General features: G+C 70.7%; 15 protein-coding genes. 10 read left to right on the top strand and 5 right to left on the bottom strand.

The genetic code is table 11. The features are described 5' to 3' along the window. The 6 genes from guaB (at position 1) to ABD264_RS04510 (ending at position 9943) form a co-directional block, all read left to right on the top strand. Positions 1-1497 carry an IMP dehydrogenase gene (gene guaB, locus ABD264_RS04535; protein WP_094395213.1) on the top strand — a complete coding sequence of 499 codons (1497 nt, stop codon included), beginning with the start codon at positions 1-3 and terminating at the stop codon, positions 1495-1497. 49 nt (positions 1498-1546) lie between these two features. Next, the gene (locus ABD264_RS04530; RefSeq protein ID WP_094394888.1) at positions 1547-2668 is read left to right on the top strand and encodes a GuaB3 family IMP dehydrogenase-related protein; all 1122 of its coding nucleotides are present in this window, start codon (positions 1547-1549) and stop codon (positions 2666-2668) included. A gap of 78 nt (positions 2669-2746) precedes the next feature. Beyond that, entirely contained in the window at positions 2747-3793 is a 1047-nt protein-coding gene (locus ABD264_RS04525; protein WP_295110856.1) for an SURF1 family protein, read from the top strand. Continuing rightward, positions 3786-4379, top strand: coding sequence for a DUF3817 domain-containing protein (locus tag ABD264_RS04520; protein ID WP_144941848.1), 594 nt, complete (start codon positions 3786-3788; stop codon positions 4377-4379). Before ABD264_RS04525 ends, ABD264_RS04520 begins: the two co-directional genes overlap by 8 nt. A 42-nt stretch (positions 4380-4421) precedes the next feature. Then, positions 4422-6020, top strand: a complete 1599-nt coding sequence (gene guaA / locus ABD264_RS04515) for a glutamine-hydrolyzing GMP synthase (protein ID WP_344204651.1) — start codon at positions 4422-4424, stop codon at positions 6018-6020. Between the two features lie 92 nt (positions 6021-6112). Next, positions 6113-9943, top strand: a complete 3831-nt coding sequence (locus ABD264_RS04510; RefSeq protein ID WP_344204649.1) for a hypothetical protein — start codon at positions 6113-6115, stop codon at positions 9941-9943. A gap of 350 nt (positions 9944-10293) precedes the next feature. Here the strand turns inward: ABD264_RS04510 and cpaB are convergent, their stop codons facing one another. The 3 genes from cpaB to ABD264_RS04495 all read right to left on the bottom strand — a co-directional run bounded on the left by cpaB (position 10294) and on the right by ABD264_RS04495 (position 12455). Further along, positions 10294-10968 carry a Flp pilus assembly protein CpaB gene (cpaB, locus tag ABD264_RS04505; protein ID WP_344204647.1) on the bottom strand — a complete coding sequence of 225 codons (675 nt, stop codon included), beginning with the start codon at positions 10966-10968 and terminating at the stop codon, positions 10294-10296. A gap of 330 nt (positions 10969-11298) precedes the next feature. Beyond that, a complete protein-coding gene (locus ABD264_RS04500; protein ID WP_145009801.1) occupies positions 11299-11688 on the bottom strand; it encodes an FmdB family zinc ribbon protein in 390 nt (129 codons plus the stop codon). Positions 11689-11837: 149 nt separating this feature from the next. Beyond that, positions 11838-12455 (bottom strand): 5-formyltetrahydrofolate cyclo-ligase, encoded by a 618-nt coding sequence (locus ABD264_RS04495; RefSeq protein ID WP_344204643.1) that lies wholly within the window; start codon positions 12453-12455, stop codon positions 11838-11840. Between the two features lie 121 nt (positions 12456-12576). On the opposite strand from ABD264_RS04495, the gene galU reads away from it, so the two are divergent. The 4 genes from galU (at position 12577) to ABD264_RS04475 (ending at position 17230) form a co-directional block, all read left to right on the top strand. Beyond that, positions 12577-13485 carry a UTP--glucose-1-phosphate uridylyltransferase GalU gene (gene galU, locus ABD264_RS04490; RefSeq protein ID WP_144941860.1) on the top strand — a complete coding sequence of 303 codons (909 nt, stop codon included), beginning with the start codon at positions 12577-12579 and terminating at the stop codon, positions 13483-13485. 9 nt (positions 13486-13494) lie between these two features. Then, complete coding sequence (locus tag ABD264_RS04485) at positions 13495-14139, top strand: GNAT family N-acetyltransferase (protein WP_144941862.1); 645 nt, start codon at positions 13495-13497, stop codon at positions 14137-14139. A gap of 445 nt (positions 14140-14584) precedes the next feature. After that, a complete protein-coding gene (locus ABD264_RS04480; protein ID WP_144941864.1) occupies positions 14585-15259 on the top strand; it encodes a hypothetical protein in 675 nt (224 codons plus the stop codon). An 84-nt stretch (positions 15260-15343) separates the two neighbouring features. Beyond that, positions 15344-17230: a CYTH and CHAD domain-containing protein gene (locus ABD264_RS04475; RefSeq protein WP_344204639.1), complete on the top strand. Its 1887-nt coding sequence runs from the start codon at positions 15344-15346 to the stop codon at positions 17228-17230. A 278-nt stretch (positions 17231-17508) separates the two neighbouring features. Here the strand turns inward: ABD264_RS04475 and ABD264_RS04470 are convergent, their stop codons facing one another. Both ABD264_RS04470 and ABD264_RS04465 read right to left on the bottom strand, forming a co-directional pair. Then, positions 17509-19323 carry an MDR family MFS transporter gene (locus tag ABD264_RS04470; protein ID WP_144941868.1) on the bottom strand — a complete coding sequence of 605 codons (1815 nt, stop codon included), beginning with the start codon at positions 19321-19323 and terminating at the stop codon, positions 17509-17511. Beyond that, the gene (locus ABD264_RS04465) at positions 19320-19940 is read right to left on the bottom strand and encodes a TetR/AcrR family transcriptional regulator (RefSeq protein WP_144941871.1); all 621 of its coding nucleotides are present in this window, start codon (positions 19938-19940) and stop codon (positions 19320-19322) included. The genes ABD264_RS04470 and ABD264_RS04465 overlap by 4 nt, the downstream gene beginning before the upstream one ends. Positions 19941-20044: the final 104 nt, after the last annotated feature.

Here is a 20044-nt window from a genome sequence, read left to right as displayed (position 1 = left end):
ATGGACGACCCGTTCGGATTCACCGGACTGACCTACGACGACGTGCTGCTGCTGCCCGGCAACACGGACGTGATCCCGTCGGAGGCCTCCACGACGACGCGCCTGTCGCGCAGGATCACGCTGCAGGCCCCCGTGCTCTCGGCGGCCATGGACACCGTGACCGAGTCCGCGATGGCCATCTCCATGGCGCGCCAGGGCGGGATCGGCGTGATCCACCGCAACCTGTCCATCCAGGACCAGGCGGACCACGTGGACCGCGTCAAGCGCAGCGAGTCCGGGATGATCACCAACCCCGTGACGGTCTCCCCGGACGCCACGCTCGCCGAGCTGGACCGGTTGTGCGGCTACTTCAAGGTCTCTGGCCTGCCCGTGGTGGACGAGAACCAGAAGCTGCTGGGCATCATCACGAACCGCGACACCCGTTACCTGCCGGAGAGCGACTTCGAGACCCGCCTGGTGCGAAACGTCATGACCCCCATGCCGCTCGTCACCGGCAAGGTGGGCATGAGCAAGGACGAGGCCCACGCCCTGCTCGCGAAGCACAAGATCGAGAAGCTGCCGCTGGTGGACGAGCAGGACCGGCTCACCGGGCTGATCACCGTCAAGGACTTCACCAAGGCGGAGCAGTACCCGCTGGCCACCAAGGACGACGAGGGCCGGCTGCGAGTGGGTGCGGCCGTGGGCTTCTTCGGTGACGGCTTCGAGCGTGCCATGACGCTGGTGGACGCCGGTGTGGATGCGCTGTTCATCGACACCGCCAACGGCCATTCGCAGGGCGTGCTCGAGATGATTGCCCGGCTCAAGAAGGAGCCCGCGGCGGCGCACGTGGACGTGATCGGCGGCCAGGCGGCCACCCGGGCTGGCGCGCAGGCCCTCGTGGACGCGGGCGCGGACGCCGTCAAGGTGGGCGTGGGCCCCGGCTCCATCTGCACCACCCGCATCATCGCCGGCGTGGGTGTCCCCCAGATCACCGCGATCAACGAGGCTGCACAGGTCACGATCCCGGCCGGTGTGCCGCTGATCGCCGACGGCGGGCTGCAGTTCTCCGGCGACATCGGCAAGGCGCTGGTGGCCGGTGCTGACTCCGTGATGCTGGGCTCGCTGCTCGCGGGCTGCGACGAGTCCCCGGGGGAGCTCGTGTTTGTAGCGGGTAAACAGTTCAAGGCCTACCGCGGCATGGGCTCGCTGGGCGCCATGCAGTCCCGCGGCAAGAACACCTCCTACTCCAAGGACCGCTACTTCCAGGCGGACGTCTCGGACGACCAGAAGCTCATCCCGGAAGGCATCGAGGGCCAGGTCCCGTACCGCGGCCCCCTCGCCTCGGTACTGCACCAGCTGGACGGCGGGCTGCGCCAGACCATGTTCTACGTGGGCGCGCACACCGTCACGGAACTCAAGCAGAAGGGCCGCTTCGTGCGGATCACGCCGGCGGGGCTCAAGGAGTCCCACCCGCACGACATCACCATGACGGTGGAAGCCCCCAACTACAAGCGCTGATCCGCGCCGCACCCATCCCCGTGCGCGCCGCGCGGTGAAAGGACATTTCGTGAGCTACGACATCGAGATTGGGCGTTCCAAACGGGCGCGCCGCACGTTCAGCCTGGACGAGATCGCCCTGGTCCCCTCCCGCCGCACGCGGGACCCGCGGGACGTGAGCACCGCGTGGCAGATCGACGCCTACCAGTTCGACATCCCCGTGGTGGGCGCACCCATGGACTCGGTGATGTCCCCGGCCACGGCCATCGAGCTGGGCCGTGCGGGTGGTCTGGGCGTGCTGGACCTCGAGGGGCTGTGGACCCGCTACGAGGACCCGCAGCCGGCCCTGGACGAGATCGCGGACCTCAGCTCCGAGAACCTGCCGCAGGCCACGCGCCGGATGCAGGAGCTCTACTCGGCGCCCGTCCAGCCCGAGCTCATCAAGGCCCGTCTGGCCGAGATCCGGGAGGCCGGCGTGATCGTCTCGGGCTCCCTGTCCCCGCAGCGTGTGGTCGAGCACTACCGCACGGTCCTCGAGGCCGGCGTGGACCTCTTCGTCATCCGCGGCACCACCGTCTCCGCCGAGCACGTCTCGCGCGAGCAGGAGCCGCTGGACCTCAAGAAGTTCATCTACGACCTCGACGTCCCGGTGATCGTGGGCGGCGCCGCGGGCTACACCCCGGCGCTGCACCTCATGCGCACCGGAGCGGCCGGGGTCCTGGTGGGCTTCGGTGGGGGAGCGTCCCTGCGCACCGAGTCCATCCTGGGCATCCACGCGGCCATGGCCACGGCGGTCTCGGACGTCGCCGCGGCGCGTCGGGACTACCTCGACGAGTCCGGGGGCCGCTACGTCCACGTGATCGCCGACGGCGGTCTGGGCACCTCGGGCGACATCGTCAAGGCCATCGCCATGGGCGCGGACGCCGTGATGCTCGGAACCCTGCTGGCCCGCGCCGAGGAGGCACCCGGACAGGGCTGGCTGTGGGGCGCAGAGGCGCACCACTCGCACTCGCCGCGCGGTGTCCGCACACACGTGGGCACGGTCGGCCCGCTCGACGAGCTGCTCAACGGGCCCTCCCGGCACGTGGACGGCTCCTCCAACGTGATGGGTGCGCTGCGCCGCGCCATGGCCACCACCGGCTACTCGGACCTGAAGGAGTTCCAGCGCGCCGAGGTGGTCATCCGCAGCTGAGCCCGGGTGCCGTCGCGGGCCTGCCCGCGGGGTGCGCTGGTGTGGGAAACGCCCAGCGCGGGCCAGTAGGGTTGAACCGTGCTGAAAACCGCCCTGCGCCCCCGCTCTCTGGCCTTTCTGGCGGCCGCCCTGCTCGTGGCGGCGCTCTTCGTGAGCCTCAGCATGTGGCAGCTCAACGCGTCCTTACAGTCCTCGACCGTCGCGGATCCCGCAAAGGACCGCGTCTCGGCGCTCGCGGACGTCACCACACCCGGTGAGGCGGTCACCTCCCAGCAGGCGGACCACGTGGTCTCCGTGACCGGCACGTACGTCCCGGACTCCACCGTGCTCGTGCCTGGGCGGCTCCAGGACGGTGCGTCCGGGTACTGGGTGGTCACGCAGCTCGTGGTCCCGGACTCACAGAAGCGGTGGGACGCCGCGGACTCGGACGTCTCCCTCGCCGTGGCCCGCGGCTGGGTGGCCTCGCCCCAGCAGGCGGACGCCGCGCCGTCTGGTCGGATCCGCGTGATCGGGCGCCTGCTGCCCACCGACTCCCCGCTGCCCAGCGAGAAGCTGCCCTCGGACCAGGTGGGTTCCGTGTCCACGGCGCAGCTGAGCAACCTGTGGAACACGCCCCTCTACTCCGGCTACGTGGCGGCCTTCTCGGAGAATCCCGCCGCCCAGCCGGCCCCGGTGTCCTCCGATGGTGCGCTCGAGGACTCCGCGAGCCTGATGGGTCAAGGACTGAGCCGCCTGCAGATCGACCAGCAGCCCACGGACACATCTGTGCACGCACTGAACCTCTTCTATGCCATCGAGTGGGTGGTCTTCGCCGGGTTCGCATTCTTCATGTGGTGGCGCTTCGTCCGCGACGAGCAGCTGCGCGAGGAGAACCCGGAGGAGTACTTCTACTTCGAGGGCGACTACTTCTGGGACGAGGCTGAGCAGTCCTACTACTACTGGGACGCGCAGGACCAGTGCTTCTACTACTTCGACGACCAGCCGGCCGTCGCGGCCCGCGCCCGCGGCAACGCCCCACACGAGGACGCCGCCCGCCCGGGTGCGCGGCGCGCCGGAGCCAGCGGCGCGGCGTCGTCCTCAGAGAACCCCACCCCGCGATCCGACAACGGAGCACCCCATGACTGAGCCCACGCCGAAGAACGACCAGCAGCCCCGCCCGGTGCGCCGCACAGACGGCGTGCGGGTCACCGCGCCCCAGGACGCCACCCCGGAACGGGCGACCGTGCCGGACAGCGTGCGCGCCAAGGCCGCCGCGCTGAAGCCGCGGCGCCGCTTCGGTGGCACCGAGGCCCAGATCCGCACTGCGCTGAACGTGTACAAGGTGTGCGCGTGGGTCTCCGGCACGTTCCTGCTGCTTCTCGTGGCGGAGATGGTCACCCGCTACGGCTTCCACTACGACCTCATCGCCGGAGGCACGGACAAGGCTACGGGCCAGACTGTGGCGCTCGGGTGGCAGAACCTGGACCTCGAGAACCTCGCCGGTGGGGTCAACGTCTCCACGTGGATCCTCATCGTCCACGGCTGGTTCTACGTGGTCTACATCCTCTCCTGCCTGCGCGTGTGGTCGTTGATGCGGTGGCCCTTCGCGCAGCTGGTCGTGATGGCCCTGGGCGGCGTGGTGCCCTTCCTCTCGTTCATCGTGGAGCGCAAGATCCACCGCTCCACCGAGGCGGAGCTCGCCGCCAATCCGAGGGCCGCCAAGCGCTACTGAGACCGGCGGGGCGTGTCTGTGCCGTGTTCTAGACTTGTCCGCGTGACTGAATCCCCTGAGAACCTGAGCGACCTGGAACAACGCCCGGTACTCGTGGTCGATTACGGTGCGCAGTACGCGCAGCTGATCGCCCGCAGGGTGCGCGAGGCGAATGTGTACTCCGAGATCGTTCCGCACACCTGGTCCACCGAGAAGATCCTGCAGCGCAACCCCGCCGCCCTGATCCTCTCGGGCGGGCCCGCCTCCGTGTACGCACCGGGAGCCCCGCAGCGCGATGCCGAACTCTTCCAGGCCGGTGTTCCCGTCCTGGGGATCTGCTACGGGTTCCAGGTGATGGCCAACGCCCTGGGCGGCGCGGTCGAGCGCACGGGTGCGCGCGAGTACGGCGCCACCACCGCCACGGCCACCGCCGACACCGTGGGCACGCTGCTGGACGGCACCCCTGACGTGCAGACCACGTGGATGAGCCACGGCGACTCCGTCACGGCGGCGCCCGAGGGCTTCACCACCCTGGCCACCACCGAGGGCGCGCCCGTGGCCGCCTTCGAGAACCGTGAGCGCGGGCTCTACGGCGTGCAGTGGCACCCCGAGGTCAAGCACTCTGCCTTCGGGCAGAAGGTCCTGGAGAACTTCCTCTTCAACGGCGCCCAGCTCAGCCCCACCTGGTCCACGGGCAACATCATCGAGGAGCAGGTTGCGGCCATCCGCGCCCAGGTGGGCGACGGCAAGGCGCTGTGCGGCCTCTCCGGCGGGGTGGACTCCGCGGTGGCGGCCGCGCTCGTGCAGCGCGCGATCGGGGACCGGCTCACGTGCGTGCTCGTGGACCACGGCCTGATGCGCCAGGACGAGGTGGAGCAGGTCGAGAAGGACTACGTGGCCGCGACCGGGATCAAGCTGCACATAGCCCGGGAGAAGGAGCGCTTCCTCGGGGCGCTCGAGGGCGTCACGGACCCGGAGACCAAGCGCAAGAACATTGGGCGCGAGTTCATCCGCGCATTCGAGGCCGCGGAGCACAAGGTGCTCAGCGAGGAGGCCGCGGACGGCGAACCCGTGCGGTTCCTGGTGCAGGGCACCCTCTACCCGGACGTCGTCGAGTCCGGCGGCGGCGAGGGCGCGGCCAACATCAAGAGCCACCACAACGTGGGCGGGCTCCCCGAGGACCTGCAGTTCGAGCTCGTGGAACCGCTGCGCGCACTGTTCAAGGACGAGGTCCGCGCGGTGGGCCGCGAGCTCGGGCTGCCCGAGAACATCGTGGGCCGCCAGCCGTTCCCCGGCCCGGGCCTGGGCATCCGCATCATCGGTGAGGTCACCGAGCAGCGCCTGGACATCCTGCGCCGCGCGGACGCGATCGCCCGTGAGGAGCTGACCCGCGCCGGTCTCGACGACGAGGTCTGGCAGATGCCCGTGGTGCTGCTCGCGGACGTGCACTCCGTGGGTGTGCAGGGCGACGGCCGCACCTACGGCCACCCCATCGTGCTGCGCCCCGTGAGCTCCGAGGACGCCATGACCGCGGACTGGTCGCGGCTGCCCTCCGAGCTGCTCGCGCGGATCTCCAACCGGATCACCAACGAGGTGGAGGAGATCAACCGGGTGGTTCTGGACGTCACGTCCAAGCCGCCGGGAACCATCGAGTGGGAGTGAACCCCACCGTCTGAGTCACCGTCAGTTCCGGTGCGCCGGTCCGCCCCGTCCCCCACGGGATGCAGGCCGGCGCACTCGTGAGTAGGAGCACCATGCCGACACCCCCGTCCCAGGACCGATCGACCCCCCAGGCGGCGGACCGTGCCTCCACCGGTTCGGAGCACCCCCGCGTGTCCCTGAGGTCCTGGACCCAGCAGATGGACGCCTACACGGGTCCGGACACGCTGCTGGACTTCAACCAGGTGGACAACGTGTGCATCGACCTCACGGAGGCGAATTCCTCGGGCCAGGCGCAGCTGCTCATGCAGCGGCCCACGCGACTGTCCACGATGATCCACCAGGACACGCCCGCCTACGACCGGGCGGTACGCTCCGCGCGTGCACTGCGCACGAAGATCCACGAGCTGTCCGTGATGCACGGCCTGGACGCCGCGTACCTCGCCGCCGGGACGGCGTCGTGGCTCGCGGACCCGGTGGCAGACGGGCTGCGACGCTTCATCGCGCCCGTGCTGCTTGCCCCGGTCACCATCAAGCTGCGTCCGGACCACAAGGACTTCGAGCTGCACATCGTGGGCCCCGCGCGGCTGAACCCGGCGCTGGTGCGTCGGCTGCGCGAGGACCACGGGGTGGAGCTGGCCACGGCGGAGATGTCCCGGCTCGCGTACGGCACGCGCAAGCTCGACCCCGCCCCGGTGCTGGAGATCCTGCGCCAGCTCGCCGTGGACGTCCCCGGGATGCACGTGGAGCACCAGCTCGTGGTCTCCACGTTCGCGGACCTGCACGAGCGCCCGGCGGACGAGCACGTGGTGGCCCGCACTGAGGTGGTCGAGGCGCTCGCCCGCCTGAAGAACCCGGAGGTGGGCAAGCTGCCGGTGGTTCGCCCGCTGCAGAACAAGGCTCCGGCACTCGACGACCGCGATCCCGCGGACGAGCTGCTGCTCACGGACCTGGACGCGAACCAGCAGGATGTTGTGGACCTCGCCGAGCAGGGTGAGAGCTTCGTGGTGAGCACGCCCGTGGGCACCCCCGCCGTGGACACTGCGGTCGCCACCGTGGGCGCGCTCGTGCACCGCGGTCGCAGCGTGCTCGTGCTGGGGGAGTCCCGCACCACCCTCGCCTCGTTCACGCGCGCCTGGAACAGGGCGGGCCTGGACTCGCTCGTGCTGCCCCTGGGCTCGCACCTGAGCCCGGACGACGTCGCCCAACGCCTCGTGCGGGCCGTGGCCCGCAACGAGCGCGCCGCCGAGCCCGCGACCGAGGCGATCCACGACGCACTGCGCCGCTCTCGCGAGCAGCTGCGCGTGCACGAGGACTCTCTGCACTCCCGCCGCCCCCGCTGGCAGGCGTCCCCGTACGAGGCGATGCAGGCACTGGCGCAGCTCACCGCCCGGGACCCGGGCCCCAAGACGACCGTGCGGTTCCGCCGCTCGGTGCTCGACGCCGTGTCCCACCGCAGCGAGGTGCAGCGCCAGCTCCAGCGCGCGGCCTCCCTCGGAGCCTTCGACGAGGCCGCCCTGTCCAGCCCGTGGCACGGCGCCCGTCTGGTCAACGACGACGAGGCGCGCCAGGCCCACGACCTCGCCAAGTCCCTGCTGCTCGAGCTGACCACGCTCACCACCGCCATGCGCAACGTCCTGGGCGTCTCGGGCCTGCGCGTGGGCACGACCATCGCCGAGTGGGAGCAGCAGCTCGAGCTCGTGATCGACGTGGGGAACTCCCTGGAGTACCTCACCCCGGACATCTACGACCGCCCCGTCACGGACCTGATTGCGGCCACGGCTTCCGCGGCCTGGCGGCGTGACCACGAGATCGAGCTGAGCGGGCTGCAGCGTTCCCGGCTGCGCAAGGCGGCCAAGGAGTACATCCGCCCCGGGGTCCACCTTTCGGACCTGCACGCGGCGCTGGTGAAGGTGCAGTCCGAGCGGGACAGGTGGCGGCAGTGGGCCACCACCCTGGAGCAGCCCGCGGTCTCTGACCGGGCCGAGGAGACCCTGCGCACGCACCGTCGTTTTCGGGAGGACCTGGAGGGGCTCGCCATCGCCCTGGAGGGCTCGGCCACGGCCGTCCGTCTGGAGTCCGCGACCGTGGACGAGCTCGGGGCGATCCTCGAGGAGCTGATCAACGACGAGCCCCACCTGAGCACCCTGCCCGAGCGCACCGTCCTGCTGGACGACCTGCGCGCCCGCGGCCTCGGGGAGTTCCTGCAGGACCTGGAGACGCGCGGGGTGCCTGCGGACCGGGTGGGGGAAGAGCTGGAGCTCGCGTGGTGGCAGTCGGTGCTGGAGGCCATGATCAGCGGCGACGACTTCGTGGCCATGCCGGACGGCTCCGAGCTGCGCAGGACGGAGTCCGCGTTCCGCCGGGCCGACTCAGCGCACGTGGCCGCAGCCCCGGCGCGCCTCGAGCACGAGCTCTCGACCCGCTGGGCCCGCGACGCCCGCCGCTTTCCGCGCGAGGCCGTAGCGCTGCGGGACATGCTGCGCAGCGGGCACGTGAACACGCAGGACCTGGACCGGGTGCAGCACCTGACCCCGTCGCTCGTGCCCGTGTGGACGGCCAGCCCCCTGGCGCTCACCGCCACCCTCGGCGAGGACCAGGAGGTGGACACGGTGGTGGTCCTGGACGCCGAGTCCACGCCGCTGGCGGCTGCTCTGCCCGCGGTCGTCAAGGCGCAGCAGGTGATCGCCTTCGGAGACGAGCACGCCGGCGGTCCGCAGCCGTTCACGGTGGCGCCGCAACTGGCCGGCCGGGACACACCGCACCCCGTGGCGGAGGTGGACTCCGCCCACGAGGCACTCTCGCGGGTCGTGGACACCCGCTCCCTCACCTCGGTGCGCCGGCCTCTGGACCCGAGGCTGTTCAGCTACCTCAACGAGGCGTTCTACGGCGGCGCACTGACCCGTGTGCCATTCGCCTCCGAGCTGATGAGTCCCACCACGGGCCTGTCCGCGGAATACGTCGAGGACGGGGTGGGCGTGCTCACCGCGGGCAGTGAAGGGGTGCAGGCCCCCACCGCGGAGGTGCACCGCACCGTGGACCTCGTTTTCGCCCACGCGGCGCGGCACCCCGAGCGCTCGCTCGCGGTGGTCACGGCGAGCGCGATGCACGCCTCCCGGGTGGCCCAGGCCGTCCAGCGCAGGCTGCGGGAGACGGGGGAGTCGGAGGAGTTCTTCGCTCCGGGGCACGAGTCCTTCCGGGTGGTGGAGCTCCACCGTGCCGCGGGCATCGAGCGGGACACCGTGATCTTCTCCCTGGGCTTCGGCCGGACGACGTCCGGTCGCAGCACCCCCCAGCTGGGGTCCCTGTCCGAGCGGGATGGTCGGCAGGCGTTTGTGCGCGGCATGACGCGTGCGCGCCGGCACACCCACATCGTGACGTCGATCCACCCCAAGGACACCGAGCCGCGCCGGCTGAAGTACGGAGCCAAGGACATGTACCACATGCTCGAGGTGCTCTTCGGTGACGGCACCACCTCCGAGAGGGCAGCCACGGAGTCCGAGGATTCGCACGATGCCCCGGATGCGCTCGTCGACGACCTCGCGCGCCGCCTGCGCGCCGCCGGCGCCACGGTGCACACGGGATACGCCCACGCCGTGGACATGGCGGCCTACGCGGAGACGGAGTCCCTGTCCGCCGGAGCGGTGCTGCACGGCGGCGGCGTCGAAGAGGCCGTGCGGATCCCTGTGGCACTGCGCTCGGACGGCTCGGACCGCAGCCGTGCGTTGAGCGTGCGGGAGCGTTCGCGCCTGATCCCGCAGCAGCTCGAACGGGCGGGTTGGAACTACGTGAGCCTGTGGTCGGTGGAGGTCTTCACGGATCCGCAGACCGTGGCGGGACTCGTGCAGCGCTACCTCGGACTGGGTGCCGCGGACGGGGCGCCGGCAGCGGGCGCAGGCCAGGGAAGCTCCGCGCGTGGGCTCTGACGGCGACACCTCACGCACTGGCACGACGCCCGGTGAAGCGTCCGGCCGGACAGACAATGCGGTACCCGATGCGGCGTCGGCTGTGGTGCCCGCCCCGGCCCCTGGCAGGACTTCTGGCGCCGGGCCCGACGCGGTGCCAGGGCGACGCCGCGGCTCGCACCGGCGTGCCACCGGCGGCACCGTGCCGGACACGGAACGCGCACTGGGCAACACCCGGTGGGCCGGTTCCCCCGATGACCTCGGCGCGGACGCGCCGGACCCCCGGGAGGTGCAGGGCGAGGCCGGGCACGAGGAGTGGCTGAGGCGGCAGCGTCCTCCCCACTGGGGCTGAGCCCGGTCGGTTCCCGCCGTCAGGGTGACACCAGCACGAGGGAGACACGTCCCGCCCCGTCCAGCGTGGCGAGCGCGGTGGCGGTCTCCCGGGCCGCGGCCAGCACCACGAGACCGGTGTCGTCCTCCGAGCCGCCCGGCGACAGGATGGACGCACCGCCGCCCGAGGCGGTGCTGGCGGCCCACAGGACGGTGACGGCACGTGCCACCGTGGTGCCCTTGCCCGAGGCGCCCTCGTCGGAGTGGTGCACCACGTCCACCACGTCACCGGGGCGGACGTGCCTCAGAACGGCGGGATCCCCGACCCGCACCGTGGCCGCGGTGGTGCCCGGCGGCTGGCCCGTGAGGAGACCCGGACCGAGCACGGTGGTGGGTGTGACGGGCTGGCCAGTGGTCAGCGCGACCGCCGTCGTCAGTCCGCTCGCGTCCGAAACCGCTGCGTAGGCGCCCGAGGGGGCGAGTGCCACGGGGAAGTCGGAGACGGTCAGGTCCTCGGCAGCGATGGCGTGTCCCGCGGGGATCTCCGCGGCGGCCGTGACCACTGTCGTGGTGTGGGCGCCGGGCGGCGCGAGGCGGAGAATGACGAGAGTCAGTGCCACGGCGCACAGTGCGGCGGCCACGAGACGGTGGCGGCGCCGGACGGCGGTGCGCAGCCGCAGTGCCAGGGGATAGCGGGGACGGGAGCGTGAACTCATGCCCGGACGCTAACCGTAAGTCAGACCTGTGCCGGGAGCACGGGTACCATGTGCAGGGCGGAGCGCCGTGACGGGAGCCCCGGCCCGCCTGTTGCAGTGCGCTCGCCGCGCGCAGGGACGCCACCGCTGCGGGATGCCGTCCGCTGCGGGACGCGCTCGCCCGGGGAGAACCGTGCGTCTCTGTCCGCCTCGCCTCCTGGTGCGCGGTCCTCGTCGCTGGGCCCGGCGCCCGGGCGCCACGACGTCGTGGTGCGATGTCGTGGTGCGACGCGCAGCAGATCGGGCAGGGCCCCAGATCGAACGGCACCGGACACCGGTGCAGTGCGGCGGTCAGGAACCGGAGGTGGAGCTTCCCGATCCCGTGGAGCTCGTCGGGGTGCTGCTGCTCGAGGCCGATCCGCCGGACGTGCCGGAGTCCTTCGAGGCCCCGGAGCTCGCGGAGCCCGAGCTCGCGGAACCGCCGCTCGACGCGCCGTCGCCGGAGCCAGAGGACGCGGAACCGGACGCCGCACCGGAGGACGAGCCGCCGTTCTTGCCCGCGTCGGCGCGGGAGTCGTTGTGGTAGAAGCCGGAGCCCTTGAAGACCACGCCCACCGAGTTGAACTTCTTGCGCAGGTGGCCGCCGCACTCGGGGCACACCGTCAGGGCGTCGTCGGAGAAGGACTGGCGGATGTCGAAAGCATGGCCGCAGTCTTTACAGGCATAGGCGTAAACGGGCACGAGTGTTCCTTCGAGGGCTGACGGGGAGGCGGATTGCCGACGTCACATGCTACCCGCACCGCGGTGCGGGCGCCGTTCGGCCCCCGCCTCCCCTCCGTTCGGCCCCGGCACCGCCTCCGCCCGGCCGCCCGGCCACTGCCGGGACCAGTTCAGGCCGCGGTGTCCAAGCGGATCGTGCCTCGCTCCGTGAGCACCCCGGGGAGCACTGCGTCGTGAGGCTCGTGCGGAACGGTTCCGGCGGGGAGCACCTCGTCCGCGTGGCAGCAGGCCAGGATCTCCGGCTCCCGCCCCGCCCCGGCCAGGAGGGGGAGGAAGCGGTCGTAGTACCCGCCACCGAAGCCGAGCCGCACCCCGCCGCGGTCCACGGCCACCACGGGCACGAGCAGCAGGCGCACCGTGGCGAAGACCTCGAGACCGCGCCGCGGTCCGGTGGGTTCGAGCAGTCCCGGGAGGTTCCCCGGTGCGAGGGGAGCGTCCGGTCGCCACTGCGCCCAGCTCAGCCGGTGCCCCGGTTCGACCACCGGCAGCCACACGCGGCGCCCCGCTGCGTGCGCCCGCTCCAGCCCGTGCAGCACGGGGGGTTCGCCGGGCAACGGGAGGAAGGCGGCGACGTCGCCCGGGCCGTGGCCCGCCAGCACCCGGCCGAGGTGCGTGGCAAAACCCTCCCGGTCCCGCTCGCGGACGGCCGCGGTGCGTCGCCGACGCCGCTCGAGGACCTCGGCGCGCAGCCGCGCCTTGGCACCGGGTGTCCCTGCCGCTGCGTCCATGCGATCCATCCCTCCGGCACTGTCCGCTCTTGGGAGTACATGCCCCGAAAACCCCCGTCATTCCCGCATGTCCCGGGTCTCGCACCGGGGGTTCCGGGCCGTGTTCGTCTACCCTAATTCCATGAGTGATCACGAGAACAAGCGCGTCCACAAGGCCGTCATCCCCGCCGCGGGCCTGGGCACCCGTTTTCTTCCCGCGACGAAGGCCATGCCCAAGGAGATGCTGCCGGTGGTGGACCGCCCCGCCATCCAGTACGTAGTCCAGGAAGCGGTCGACGCCGGGCTGGACGACGTCCTGATGATCACGGGACGCTCCAAGCGGGCGCTCGAGGACCACTTCGACCGCGTCCCCGCGCTCGAGGCGCAGCTGAAGGAGTCCGGCAAGGACAAGCTGCTCTCGGAGGTGGAGCACGCCTCCGACCTGGGCGAGATCCACTACCTGCGACAGCAGGATCCCCAGGGCCTGGGCCACGCGGTGTTGCGTGCCAAGATCCACGTGGGGGACGAGCCCTTCGCCGTGCTGCTCGGTGACGACCTCATCGACGAGAAGGAGGATCTGCTCTCCCAGATGATCCGCGTGCAGGAGCGCACCGGAGGCTCCGTGGTGGCCCTCATGGAGGTCCCTCACGAGAGCATCAGCGCCTACGGCTGCGCGGACATCACCGCGGTCGAGGGGGAGGACTACGTGCAGGTCAACGGTCTGGTGGAGAAGCCGGCTCCCGAGGACGCACCCTCCAACCTCGCGATCATCGGCCGCTACGTGCTGCACCCGGAAATCTTCGGCATCCTCGAGGAGACCGCGCCCGGGCGCGGCGGGGAGATCCAGCTGACCGACGCCATGCAGACCGTCGCGGACCGCGGCGACGCCGCTCACGGGATGTACGGCGTGGTCTTCAAAGGGCGCCGCTTCGACACCGGCGACAAGCTCTCCTACCTCAAGGCCAACATCGAGCTGGCGTGCGAGCGCGAGGACCTCGGGCCCGGGTTGCGCAGCTGGATCAAGGACTACGCCGAGACCCTCACGGACTGAATCCACCTCGTGGACGGGCAGGCCGCGTGGCCGGTCACGGTGCAGTGGGCGCAGCTGATGCTGCGCCCACTGGCGCTGGGCGACCGGGGTGAATGGGACCGGGTGCGCTTCCGGAACAGGCAGTGGCTCGAGCCGTGGGAGGCGAGCAATCCCGAACCGGGCGACACCGCGCCGTCGTACCGTGAGTTCGTGCGCCTCCTGCGCCAGCAGGCCCGCGGCGGGCAGAGCCTTCCGTGGCTGATCGTGGAACGCCGTCCCGAGGACGGGCGCCCGCAGCTCGTGGGGCAGCTGACGGTCTCGGGCATCACCCTGGGCTCGTTCCGTTCCGCGACCCTCGGCTACTGGGTGGACGGTGAGCAGGCCGGGCGGGGCATCGCGCCCATGGCTGTGGCCATGGCCACCGACTACTGCTTCCAGCATTTGCGGCTGCACCGCATGGAGATCAACATCCGCCCGGAGAACGCGAAGTCGCTGCGGGTGGTGGAGAAGCTGGGATTCCGGGACGAGGGGCTGCGCGAGAGGTTCCTGCACATCGGTGGTTCCTGGGCGGACCACCGCAGCTTCGCGCTGACGGCGGAGGAGGTTCCGAAGGGTTTGGTCCACCGGTTCACGGGCGAGGACGAGGGGATCACCGTGCGCCACACGCGTCACTGACCCCGGGGGCGAGTCCCCGCCAACCCGCAAGGTTGTGACGAAGGGCGTGTGACCAGGATGGGGGACGACGACATCGCGCGGCAGGCACTGCGCCCCAGGTCAGGGACGTGAAACGCGCCAGACAGGAAAAAATCCCCATCGAATTACATTGATGTGGGCAACACGCGCATTCCATCCGGGGAATCTATCCCCGCTGCCCTACTCTTGCACGGTGGGGTTGTCATGGGTGAGCAGTTCGGCGGTGCTGGCCGTCGTGATTGTGCTGAGTGTCATGTGGTTCGCGCCGCACGTGGTGCGGCGGACGAACCTCCCCGTCCATGCTCAGGTGGAGGCTCCTGACCTCCAGGTCGACCCCTCCCTCCACAGCCACGAGCGCAGAGGCCCCGAGCCCAGTACAGTGGTGAGCATTACCTCGGCCAAGGTTCACGAACGGGAGACCCCAGTCATGGAGACATCGGCACACGCGCCGTCCGCCACCACGCTGCAGAGCGGATCCCTGGCGGGGCTGCGCATCAAGTGGGACCGCACCATCGTGTTCCTCACCGGTGCCGTTCTGGTGGCCGCGGCGCTCCTGTCCGCGCTGATCGCGCCCTTCACCGCCCTCTCGTGGGCCGTTCCCGTGGTGCTCTTCCTGCTGGGTGCAGGGTGCGTTGCCGGGTTGCGCTACCTGGCTGTGGAGGACAAGCGCCGCGGCGCCGTCCACACCGCCGCGCCGGTGGCCGCGCCCGCCCAGCACGCCATCTTCGACAACGAGGACGAGGCCCGCCAGGACCGCGCCGAGCAGACCCGCGCGGCGGATGCGGAGCTGGATATGCCGGGCGCGGACGACCAGCCCGGGCAGCGCGCGACGGAGCGGGTCTACACGGTGGCCGAGCTCCGTGCCGAGGCGCTGAAGGTTGCACGGACCACCGGTTCGGACACCACCACGTGGGAACCGGTCCCGGTTCCCAAGCCGCTGTACACCCAGGCTCCCGTGGTCGAGCGCAACGAGCCCGAACCCCTGCGAGTGCCCACCCGGCCCGCCGCGCGGTCCACCACTCTGAAGGATGCAGTGCGCTCCGGCGAACAGGAGAGCACTGCCCTGAACCTCGACGACGTCCTCAAGCGACGCCGGGCCTGACACCACTGCACCAGCCAACTTGACGACAGCTGCGCGCCGCGGAACCCCATGAGGGCCGCGGCGCGTTTCACACAAGGGAGCCCCATGGTCACGCAACAGGTTGAGATCGAACGCAAGTACGACGTCCCCGGTCCCCAGAAGCCCGCGTTGAAGCTGCACAACCTCGAGCGTTTCACGGTGGGCGAGCCCGTGGAGCACGACATGAGTGCCACCTACTACGACACCGCGGACCTGCAGCTGGCACGTGCCAAGGTGGCCGTGCGGCGTCGTCGTGGTGGTGCGGACGATGGCTGGCACGTGAAGTACCAGGCGGGAAGCGTCCGCGGGGAGGTGCATTACGAGCCCCTCAAAAGCGCACCGGAGCGGATTCCCGCCGCGCTGCGGAAGCTGCTGCTGGGGCTGACCCTCGGTGAGGACCTCACCCCGGTGGCCACGATCGACACCCACCGCACTGAGTACCCGGTGCTCGGGGAGGACGGGCAGTACGCGGAGCTGTGCCTCGACACCGTGACCGCGCGGGACGAGCGCGCTGGCATCACCCGTGCCTGGACCGAGTGCGAGGCGGAGCTCTCCCGGGACGACCTCACGGAGAAGCAGGCCCGCAAGGTCTTCGAGGCCGTGGAGGCCGTGCTGTACGCGGCGGGAGCCACACCGTCGTCCTCCGTGGCGAAGATCGCCCGTGCCCTCGAGCAGGACGGCGGGGACGCGGTGCGCATCGTGACCCCCGAACACGTCGAGTCGACGGCGGGCGAGGACGGTCGCGGTGCCGGGAAGGATGCCGACGGTTCATCGCCCGCGGGGGCTCCCGAGGACGGGGAGCGGAAGTCATCCGAAGAGTCCAGGAAGGCGAAGAACAAGAAGGACAAGAAGAAGAGCGGGGGCAAGGACTCGGGGGAGTCTGCGGAGCCGACCAGGAAGACGTCCAAGACCAAGGACTCTGGGAAGGACGCCGCGACCAAGGCGTCCGACGCGAAGCACGCGGGTGAGGGAGCCCAGCCCACCGGCGCGGACGTGCTCACGAGGATGCTGACCCGGCTGGTGGGCGAGCTGCAGGCGTGGGACTTCGCGGTGCGGCTTGGCGCCGAGGACTCCGTGCACCAGCTGCGGGTGCGCTCCCGTGCGCTGCGCAGCGTGCTGCAGGCATCACGGGACTTCGTGGCGCAGGAGGTGGCCGAGGACCTGGAGAACCGGCTCAAGCTCCTCGCCCGCGTGCTGGGGGATGCGCGGGACCAGGAGGTCGCCCGGGAACGCCTCGAGACCCTGCTGCAGGCGCAGTCCGCGGGGCTCGTGAGCATGGCGGCGGCCCAGGAGCTGCGCGAGGCGGCCGAGCACCTCGGGGAGGACGCGGCCCGCGGTGTGCGCCGGGAGCTCGACAGCCCCGCCTACCTCCAGCTGCTGAAGGACCTGCGGCACCTGGCGGCAGGGCAGGGCTTCACGGAGGAAGCCGCGCGGCACTCGCCCAAGAAGTTTGCCAGGACCGTGCTGGGGACCGCACTGAACCGCGTGCTGGCCAGGGCCGAGACGCCCGTGCCGGAGGACGCAGGGGAGGTCACCGTGAGCACCATGGCCGAGGTGGTGGGCGAACGGATCTCCCTGCCGGGCAGGGACCCGCGGCAGACTGCGGTCTCCTTCGAGATCCTCCACGAGACGCGCAAGGCCGCGAAGTCCGCCCGGTACGTGTCGGAAGCCCTCCAACAGGCCCACGCGAAGGCGGGCAAGAAGCGAGTGCGCGCGGCGGCGGTCGCCAAGGACTATCAGGACGATCTCGGGGTCATCACCGATGCCGCCGTCATGGAGGAGTGGCTCGCCCGCGTGGCACGTTGCTTCCAGCGCACGGGCAGGGACCGCTACGCCGTGGGGCTGCTGCACGGCCTGGAGCTCTCGGACCTGCGCAACGGCATGCTCGAGGCGCCCGAGATCCTGGAGGACCTCGTGGAGGACCTGCGGGACGCGCTGCCCAGCAAGGACTGACTCCCTCCCGCCGAGTTCCGGCGCGGGTGGTGCTCGCGCCCCGGGAGCGCTCGGGGAGCTCGGGGCCGTCCGAACAGCTGAGGGGTGCTCGGAAGAGCACGCACGGGCTGACTCGTCGCGTACGGACATGCAGAAGGGGCTGGGTTGTCGGCCGGGAGGTGTTTCCCGGCCGACAACCCACCCCCTTCGTGCGTTGCAGTCCCTGCCGCTACTGGAGCGGCGACGACGCGGCGTTCACGGTGTGCGCCGCCGCCCGGTCGGCGCGCCGCCCCGTGGCCTCACGCCCTGTGGCGCGGTGCCGAGCGGCGACGGCGGGAGCGTCCCGCGCGGTGGTTCGCGACGGCCCGTGTCTCGGTCGGGGTGGCGTCGGAGGTGGACGACGTGGCACCGGTGCCTGCCTGCGCGACGGAGGCGGGCGCCGTCGTCGCCGAGGACGGGGCGGCGGCCGGGTCGTAGCTCGGGCCGGCGCCCGTGGTTGCCGTGGCCACGGCGAGCTGACCGGTGGTGGCGTCCGGCTCGTCGGAGTCAGCCTCCACAACCTCCCGGTCCACGCGGGTGGACAGCGGCTTCTCCACCACGAATGCGAGCATCACCAGGGCAACGAGCGCGAGCGGAATCATGTAGAGGAAGATCGGCAGCAGGGCATCGTTGTAGGACTGGATGACGGGGTCCCGGAACATCTGCGGCAGGGCGTGCACGCTCTGCGGCGTGAAGGAGTTGGCGTTCATGCCGCCGCTGGCACCTCCCGCGCCCCCGGGAACCTGGGGCAGGTTCTCCGCCAGCAGGTCCTTGAGACGGGAGATGAACAGCGAGCCCACCACGGCGGAGCCCACCGTGGCACCGACCTGACGGAAGAAGTTGCTGGCGGCCGTGGCGGTGCCCACGATCTTGTTGGGGAACGAGTTCTGCACGATCAGCACGAGGATCTGCATGCTCAGGCCGATGCCCGCGCCGAACACGGCCAGGTAGGCGCACATCCTGAAGGTGGAGTCGTCCACCTGGAGCGTGGACAGCAGCCACAGGCCCACACCCATGACCACCATGCCGACCAGCGGGAAGAACTTGTACCGGCCCGTGCGGGAGACGACCTGACCGGAGACGATCGAGGTGATCAGCAGGGACGCCATCATGGGCGTCATGAGCAGACCGGCCTGGGTGGCGTCCACACCCTTGACCATCTGGATGTAGGTGGGCATGTAGCCCAGCGCGCCGAACATGGCCACGCCCACGGCGAGTCCGGACAGCGTGGTGAGCGTGAAGTTGCGGTCCTTGAACAGGGACAGCGGGATCACCGGGCTGCTCGCGCGGGTCTCGGCGACCGCGAAGGCGATGCCGCCGGCCACGGTGGTGGCGCACAGCCACAGGATCTGGGGGGAGTTCCAGTCGTACTGGGTGCCGCCCCACGTGCACACGAGCACCACGCACGTGGTGGCCGCGGCCAGCAGGACCATGCCCAGGTAGTCGATCCGCTGGCTGCGCTCCCGGGTGCGCTGGGGCAGGCGCAGGAACGCGGCCACCGCGATGATGGCCAGGATGCCCAGCGGGATGTTGAACGAGAACGCCCAGCGCCAGCCGGGGCCCTCGGTGATCCAGCCGCCGAGCAGCGGCCCGGCCACGGAGGACACCGCGAACACGGCGCCCATGACGCCCATGTACTTGCCGCGGTCCCGGGCGGGGACCACGTCCGCGATGGAGGTCTGGGCGAGGATCATCAGACCGCCGCCACCCAGGCCCTGGACCACGCGGGCGGTGATGAGCCATCCCATGGTCCCGGCGGACGCGCCGATCACGGAACCCGCGAGGAACAGGAGAATGGCGGCGAGCAGCACCGGCTTGCGGCCAAAGAGGTCCGAGATGCGGCCGTAGACGGGCATCATCACGGTGGACGCCAGGATGTAGCCGGTGATGACCCAGCTCATGTGGTCCACGCCGCCGAGGTCGCCCACGATGGTGGGCAGGGCGGTGGAGAGAATTGTCTGGCCGAGGGACGCGAGCAGCATGACGACCATGAGGCTCGCGAAAAGCCAGCCGAGGTGTGTGGGTTTCTCCTCGGTGGCGGGGCTGGTCCCAGCCCGGGTGACGGTGGTTGTCATGAAATCTCCTTGAGGGCGGTGCGGAAGACACCGATGGCGTGGTCGAGGGCGAGCTGGACGGCGTCGTCGTCGAGGGTGGTCGCCAGGTGGGTGTTGGTGCGGAACGCGAACTTGATGACCGCACCCGCCAGTAGAACGAAAGCGTGCGATGTCTCCTCGGATCGAGGAGTGGTGCCCTGGGCCGAGTGCTCCACGACCGTGGAGACCACGAGGCTCTCCACGGTGGTGATGTGCATCCCGACCCGGCGTTTGAGCTCGGGGTTGTTCTCCACGAGCTCGTGACGGCGGGCCGTGAACTCGGGGGGACCGGTGGCGTCCCGCAGCACGTCCATGAACAGCCGGACGGTGCGGGCGAACTCGTCTCCGGTGGTCGGATCCAGGAACCGTTCGCGCGCCGCCTCGGAGATCCGCGGTTCGGTGGCGCCCAGGACCGCGGCCTCCTTGGAGGGGTAGTAGTTGAAGAACGTGCGGCGGGAGACCCCCGCGCGTTCGGCGATGGCGTCCACCGCGGTGTCCCCGTAGCCGCACTCGCCCACGAGTTCCAGGGCTGCCTGGTGGATCTCGGCGAGGGTGCGGGTGCGGTGGCGTTCGCGCAGTGACGGGTTGGATTCGGACACGCGTCAACTTTATGCATGAGTGCAAACTTGCACAAGTGCAGACTTTGCGCTAGAGGTATGACCTCGCTCACCCCGGAGCGTGTCGGAGGTGCTCGATAGGGTGA

Source organism: Kocuria salsicia, assembly GCF_039532055.1.
Lineage (GTDB): Bacteria > Actinomycetota > Actinomycetes > Actinomycetales > Micrococcaceae > Kocuria > Kocuria salsicia.
Note: the sequence above shows the minus strand (reverse complement) of the source record. Positions and strands in the feature narration are given on the sequence as shown.